Here is a 6,757-nt window from a genome sequence, read left to right on the forward strand (position 1 = left end):
CGTCGGTGCGGCCGGTGGGCGGGGTGCGGCTGCCCGCCCGGTAGGGGGCCGGCCAGCACGCGCCGGGGCCGTCGTAGCCCTGCTCGGCGGCGGCGTGCAGGGTCCACTGCGGGTCGTACAGGTGCGGGCGGGCCACCGCGCACAGGTCGGCGCGGCCGGCCAGCAGCAGGGAGTTGACGTCGTCCCAGGAGGAGATGGCGCCCACCGCGATGACCGGCACGCCGAGGGCGTTGCGGATCCGGTCGGCGTACGGGGTCTGGTAGGAGCGGCCGAACTCGGGCCGCTCGTCGGGCACGACCTGGCCGGTGGAGACGTCGACGGCGTCCGCGCCGTGCGCAGCGAAGGCGCGGGCGACGGCCACCGCGTCCTCGGCGGTGGTGCCGCCGGCCGCCCAGTCGGTGGCGGAGATCCGTACCGTCATGGGGCGTTCGGCGGGCCAGGCCTGGCGGACCGCGTCGAAGACCTCCAGCGGGAAGCGGAGCCGGCCGGCGAGGTCGCCGCCGTAGGCGTCGGTGCGGCGGTTGGTGAGCGGGGAGAGGAAACCGGAGAGCAGATAGCCGTGGGCGGCGTGCAGCTCCAGCAGGTCGAAGCCGGCGCGGGCGGCCCGGCGGGCGGCGGCGGCGAACTGCTCGCGCAGGTCGGTGAGCGCGGCCCGGTGCAGCGGGTACGGGACCTGGCTGACGCCGGGGCGGTACGGCAGCGGGGAGGCGGCGACCAGCGGCCAGTTGCCGTCGGGGAGGGGCTGGTCGATGCCCTCCCACATCAGCCGGGTGGAGCCCTTGCGGCCGGCGTGGCCGAGCTGGACGCCGATGGCGGTGCCGGGCGACTGGCGGTGCACGAAGTCGGTGATCCGCTGCCAGGCCGCGGTCTGGGCCGGGTTCCACAGCCCGGTGCAGCCGGGGGTGATCCGGCCCTCGGGGCTGACGCACACCATCTCGGTCATCACCAGCCCCGCGCCGCCCAGCGCCCTGGCCCCGAGGTGGACCAGGTGGAAGTCGCCGGGCAGCCCGTCGGTGGCCGAGTACATGTCCATGGGCGAGACCACCACCCGGTTGCGCAGGGTCAGTTCGCGCAGCCGGAACGGGGTGAACATGGGCGGGGTGCCCGGCGGGCAGCCGAAGTCCCGCTCGACGGCGGCGGTGAAGCGCTCGTCGCGCAGCCGCAGGTTGCCGTGGGTGACCCGGCGGCTGCGGGTGAGCAGGTTGAACGCGAACTGCCGGGGCGGCTGGTCCAGATAGCCGGCCAGCTCCTCGAACCAGCGCAGCGAGGCGGCGGCGGCCCGCTGGGTGGAGGCGACCACGGGCCGCCGCTCGGCCTCGTAGGCGGCGAGCGCCTCGGGCAGCGCGGGCTGCTCCTGCACGCAGGCGGCGAGCGCGAGGGCGTCCTCGACGGCCAGCTTGGTGCCGGAGCCGATGGAGAAGTGGGCGGTGTGCGCGGCGTCGCCGAGCAGCACGGTGTTCCCGTGCGACCAGCGCTCGTTGACCACCGTGCGGAAGGCCGTCCAGGCGGAGGAGGGCCCCACCGTCAGCGGCCGGCCGCGCAGCGCCTCGGAGAAGACCTTGGCGCAGTGCGCGACGGACTCCTCGGTGCTGCTCTCGTCGAACCCGGCGGCGAACCAGACCTCCTCGCGCATCTCGACGATGACGGTGGAGGCGTCGGCGGCGAACGGGTAGCCGTGCAACTGCATCACGCCGTGCTCGGTCTCGGCGATGTCGAACCGGAAGGCGTCGAAGGCGAAGTCGGCGGCCAGCCAGATGTAGCGGCAGCGGTGCGGGGTGACGCGGGGCCCGAAGACGCCGGCGTGCGCCTCGCGGGTGCGGCTGCCCGCCCCGTCGGCGGCGATCACCAGGTCGTGGCCGGCGGCCAGTTCGGCGGCGGGCGGGGCGGGGGTGCGGAAGCGCAGGCGTACGCCGAGTTCCGCGCAGCGGGCCTGGAGCACGGCGAGCAGCCGGCGGCGGCCGAGCGCGGCGAAGCCGTGGCCCTGGGAGGTGAGCGTCTGCCCGCGGTGCACCACGTCGACGGCGTCCCAGCGGACGAACTCCTCGGCCAGCGCCCGGTACACCCGCGGGTCGGCGTGCTCGATGCCGCCGAGGGTCTCGTCGGAGAGGACGACGCCGAAGCCGAAGGTGTCGTCGGGCGCGTTGCGCTCGTAGACGGTGACCTCGCGTGCCGGGTCGAGCCGCTTCAGCAGCACCGCCGCGTACAACCCGCCCGGCCCGCCGCCGACGACGGCGACCCTGAGAGGACGGGGCGCATCGGCCGGCACGGCCGGTACGGGCTCGGGCTCGGGGCAGACGGGCGCGGGGCCCCGGGCCGCCGGGCCGGACGCCTGGGGAGCGGGGCTCGCGGGGCGGGCGCCGGGCGGCCGGGCCGGTGTCACCGGCCCCGCCACTTCGGCGGGCGCTTGGCGGTGAAGGCGGCGTGGAACTCGGCGTAGTCCTCGCCGTTCATCAGCAGTGCCTGGGTGCTGGCGTCCAGCTCGACAGAGGCGGCCAGCGGCATGTCCAGCTCGGCGGTGAGCAGCGCCTTGGTCTGGGCGTGCGCGAGGGCCGGCCCGTCGGCGAGCCGGCGGGCCAGTGTGGCGGCGCGGGCGGGGGCGCCGCCGTCCTCGGTCAGCTCGCTGATCAGCCCGATCCGCTCGGCCTCGGCGGCGCGGACCGGTTCGCCCAGCATCAGCAGCCTGGTGGCGTGCCCGAGGCCCACCACCCGGGGCAGCAGATACGCCGCGCCCATGTCGCCGCCGGAGAGCCCGACCCGGGTGAAGAGGAAGGCGAAGCGGGCGGTGGGGTCGGCGATGCGGAAGTCGGCGGCCAGCGCGAGCACCGCGCCGGCCCCGGCGGCCACCCCGTGCACCGCGGCGACCACCGGGAAGGGGCACTCCCGCAGGGCGCGCACGACCTGCCCGGTCATCCGGTTGAAGTCGAGCAGCTCGGCGGTGTCCATGGCGAGGGTGGCCCCGATGATCTCGTCCACGTCCCCGCCGGAGCAGAAGCCGCGCCCCTCACCGCCGAGGACCAACGCGCGGACCGACCGCTCGCGGGACAGCTCGGCGAGCAGGTCGCGCAGGTCGGCGTACGCGCCGAAGGTGAGCGCGTTGAGCTTGGCGGGGCGGTCCAGGGTGACGGTGGCGACGCCCTCCTCCAGGGTGAGCCGCAGATGACGCCACCGCTCGGTGCGGGACGCGGAGCCGGCGAACGGACTCATGGGGTGGCCCTCCCCTTCCTCGGCCGGACTGAGCCGGCGGGACACGGGCGACTGCCCGTCGAAGTTATCACTTGCGCGTGACTTCCGTCACGTATGCGCGATAAGCTACGCGTAAGTAAATCATCACCCCATGTCATCACCTCGTCGAAGCCCCTCTCCCCCACCGGCCGTCGGTCCGCCGCCGAAGGTCCCGGCAGGGGGTGACGCAGGGACCGCGGACCGGTGGCGGGGGGCCCGCAGAGATCGCCGGGAACGCTCCGTAAGGTTGAGGCCGTAACTTTCGGTGAGACGACCGAGACAACCGTGACGACCACGCATCGACGTATCAGCCGCACCCGCCGCCCGCCACCGTCCGAGGAGACCTCCTCCCGCACCGCAGTGAAACGGACCGCCACCGTGCCCGACATCCCCGAACCCCGGTCCTGGCGCATCGCGCTGCCGCACACCGCGGCCGCGGTGCCGCTCGCCCGCGCCCTGGTGCGCACGGCGCTCGCGGAGCTGGACGGGTCGGCGGACAGCCATACCGCGGAGCTGCTCACCGCCGAGCTGGTGGCCAACGCCGTGGAGCACACCTCCGGCGACCAGCCGATCGAGCTGGTGGTGGAGCTGCTGGCGGCCGGCTGCCAGGTGGAGGTCCACGACCCGGACCCCACCCCGCCCGGCGACCTGCACCCGGAGCACGACACCCCGCCCGACCCGTGGCTGGAGCACGGCCGCGGACTGCTGCTGATCCGCACCCTCAGCGCCGCCTGCGGCCACCGCCGCACCGAGCAGGGCAAAGCCGTCTGGTTCACCCTCCCGGCGCGCCCCGGCGCGTGACGCCCCCGTCCGCGCCCAGCCGGGAGTGCCGGCGGCCGTACAGCGCGTACACCAGCGCCCCGGCGGCCAGGAACACCGCGAACCGGGCCCAGGTGCCGCTGCCGGTGCCCCACATCAGGTAGAGGCAGAGCAGCACCCCGAGCGCCGGGACGAACGGGAACAGCGGGGTGCGGAAGTCCGCGGCCAGGTCCGGGTGGCGGCGGCGCAGCACGATCACCGCGAAGTTGACCACGCCCATCACCGCCAGGGTGCCGATGGTGGTCAGGTTGAGCACCACGTCCAGCGGGACGACGGCGGCCGGGACGGCGAAGACGGCCGCGACGATCCAGGTCCCGGCCACCGGCACCGCGGTCCGCGGCGAGACCCGCTCGAAGACCCGCGGCACCAGCCCGTCACGGGACATCGACATCAGCACCCTGGTCTGCCCGTACAGCACGGCCAGCACCACCGAGGCGATGGCGACGACCGCGCCGAAGGCGATCACCCCGCCGCCGAACGACGAGTCGGTGACCTCGTCGACGATCAGGGACAGCGCGGCCGGCTGGTCGGCGACCTCGCCGGCCGAGAGCGCGCCCACCGCGGCCAGCGCGACCAGGCAGTACAGCACGGTGACCACGCCGATGCAGATCAGCACGGCGAGCGGGATGTTGCGGCGCGGGTCGCGGACCTCCTCGCCGGCGGTGGTGACGGCGTCGAAGCCGATGTACGAGAAGAAGGCGATGGACGCGCCCGAGGTGATGCCGGCCACCCCGGTGGCGGCGAACGGGGTGAGGTTGCCCGCCTCGAAGGCGGTGAACGCGATCGCGCAGAACAGCACCAGCACCGCGATCTTCACCACGGCCATCACGGCGGTCGCCCGGGCGCTCTCCCGCACCCCGCGCACCAGCAGCACCGCGGCCAGGCCGATGACCACCACGGCCGGGACGTTGACCACCCCGCCGTCGCCGGGCGGCGCGGCCAGCGCCCGCGGCAGCGTGAGCCCGGTGACGCTGTCCAGCAGAGCGCTCAGGTACTGTCCCCAGCCGACCGCCACGGCCGACACCGACACCCCGTACTCCAGCAGCAGACACCAGCCGACCAGGAAGGCGACCGGCTCGCCGAGCGTGGCGTAGGCGAAGGAGTAGGAGCTGCCGGAGACCGGGATGGCGCTGCCCAGCTCGGCGAAGGCGAATGCGGTGACCACGCAGGTGGCGGCGGCCAGCAGGAAGGAGACCACGACCGCCGGGCCGGCCTCGGCGACGCTGTCGGACAGGCCGACGAAGATCCCGGTGCCGACGATCGCGCCGACCCCGAAGCAGACCAACTGGAACAGGCCCATGGTGCGCCGCAGCCCGTGCCCTTCCAGGTCGGCCCCGGACTCGGCGACCAGCATCTCGGGGCTCTTGATCCGGCGGCCGGGGGCGGGGCCTGCGGGATCGGCGGGGCGTCTCGTTCCGTAAGGACGCAAGGCCGTCGTCCTCCCTGGCGGCGGTGCACGGGCGGGGTGGCTACCGAGCCTGCTCGGCCCGCGCGCACCGGGCCGCCCGACACCGTCCCCGGTCGGCGCTTTCCTCCCATCGGGCGGCCGCCAAGGGGACGCGCCGCCCGATTCGGCGATCCGGCCGTCCGGCTGTCCGGCCGTCCGGCTGTCCGGCAGGCCGACCGTCCGCCATCCGCCGGCTGTCCGGCTATCCGGCGGACGGCCCGGCCAGGGTGGCGACCAGGACGGCCTTGATGGTGTGCATCCGGTTCTCCGCCTGGTCGAAGACGACCGAGTACGGCGACTCGAAGACCTCGTCGGTGACTTCCAGCGAGGTCAGCCCGTGCCGCTCGTGGATCTCCCGGGCGACCGAGGTGCCCAGGTCGTGGAAGGCCGGCAGGCAGTGCAGGAAGCGCACGTCCGGATTGCCGGTGGCCCGCAGCACCTCCATGGTCACCGCGTACGGGGCGAGGTCGGCGATCCGCCGGTCCCACACCTCGGACGGCTCGCCCATGGACACCCACACGTCGGTGGCGACGAAGTCCGCGCCGCGCACCCCCTCGGCGAGGTCGTCGGTGAGGGTGAGCACCGCGCCACTGGCCTTGGCCAGCTCCTCGGCCCGCTCGACGACCTCCCGGACCGGCCAGTACTCCTTGGGCGCGACGATCCGCACGTCCAGGCCCAGCAGCGCGCCGGTGACCAGGTAGGAGTTGCCCATGTTGAAGCGGCCGTCGCCCAGGTAGGCGAGGGCCGCCCCGTCCAGGCCGCCGGGCCGGTGCTCGGCCATGGTCAGCAGGTCGGCCAGCATCTGGGTGGGGTGCCAGCGGTCGGTCAGACCGTTGTAGACCGGCACCCCGGCGTGCGCGGCCAGCTCCTCCACGGTCTCCTGGGCGTCCCCGCGGAACTCGATCGCGTCGAACATGCGGCCCAGCACGCGGGCGGTGTCCCGGGCGGACTCCTTGCGGCCGATGTGCGAGCTCGCCGGGTCGATGTAGGTGGTGGACGCCCCCTGGTCGGCGGCGGCGACCTCGAAGGCGCAGCGGGTGCGGGTGGACGCCTTCTCGAAGATCAGCGCGATGTTGCGGCCCCCGAGCCGCCGGGCCTCGACGCCGGCCTTCTTCGCCGCCTTCAGCTCCGCCGCCAGGTCGAGCAGCGCGCGGAACTCCTCGGCGGTGAAGTCCAGCTCCTTGAGGAAGTGGCGGCCGGTGAGGTCGGGGGCCATGGGGCGCTCCTGGGTGCGGGGTCGAGATCCTGGGTCGGGATCCTGGGCGGGGG

5 protein-coding genes are annotated in these 6,757 nt (G+C 74.6%); 1 reads left to right on the forward strand and 4 read right to left on the reverse strand.

Annotated features, from left to right (window positions below; genetic code table 11):
• A partial coding sequence (locus C6N75_RS18435; RefSeq protein ID WP_105870008.1) for a bifunctional salicylyl-CoA 5-hydroxylase/oxidoreductase occupies nucleotides 1–2,266 on the reverse strand: 2,266 nt, incomplete at its 3' end.
• A gap of 110 nt (nucleotides 2,267–2,376) precedes the next feature.
• A complete protein-coding gene (locus C6N75_RS18440; protein WP_105870005.1) occupies nucleotides 2,377–3,204 on the reverse strand; it encodes an enoyl-CoA hydratase family protein in 828 nt (275 codons plus the stop codon).
• A 378-nt stretch (nucleotides 3,205–3,582) separates the two neighbouring features.
• Between C6N75_RS18440 and C6N75_RS18445 the strand changes: the two genes are divergently transcribed.
• Nucleotides 3,583–4,023 carry an ATP-binding protein gene (locus tag C6N75_RS18445; protein WP_374684278.1) on the forward strand — a complete coding sequence of 147 codons (441 nt, stop codon included), beginning with the start codon at nucleotides 3,583–3,585 and terminating at the stop codon, nucleotides 4,021–4,023.
• On the opposite strand, the gene C6N75_RS18450 is transcribed toward C6N75_RS18445, so the two are convergent.
• Both C6N75_RS18450 and argF read right to left on the reverse strand, forming a co-directional pair.
• Nucleotides 3,995–5,395 (reverse strand): amino acid permease, encoded by a 1,401-nt coding sequence (locus C6N75_RS18450; protein WP_105870006.1) that lies wholly within the window; start codon nucleotides 5,393–5,395, stop codon nucleotides 3,995–3,997. The genes C6N75_RS18445 and C6N75_RS18450 overlap by 29 nt on opposite strands.
• 295 nt (nucleotides 5,396–5,690) lie before the next feature.
• The gene (argF, locus tag C6N75_RS18455; RefSeq protein WP_105870007.1) at nucleotides 5,691–6,704 is read right to left on the reverse strand and encodes an ornithine carbamoyltransferase; all 1,014 of its coding nucleotides are present in this window, start codon (nucleotides 6,702–6,704) and stop codon (nucleotides 5,691–5,693) included.
• Between the last annotated feature and the right edge of the window lie 53 nt (nucleotides 6,705–6,757).

It is taken from the genome of Streptomyces solincola, from assembly GCF_002982015.1.
In the GTDB taxonomy this organism is placed as follows: Bacteria; Actinomycetota; Actinomycetes; order Streptomycetales; family Streptomycetaceae; genus Streptomyces; species Streptomyces solincola.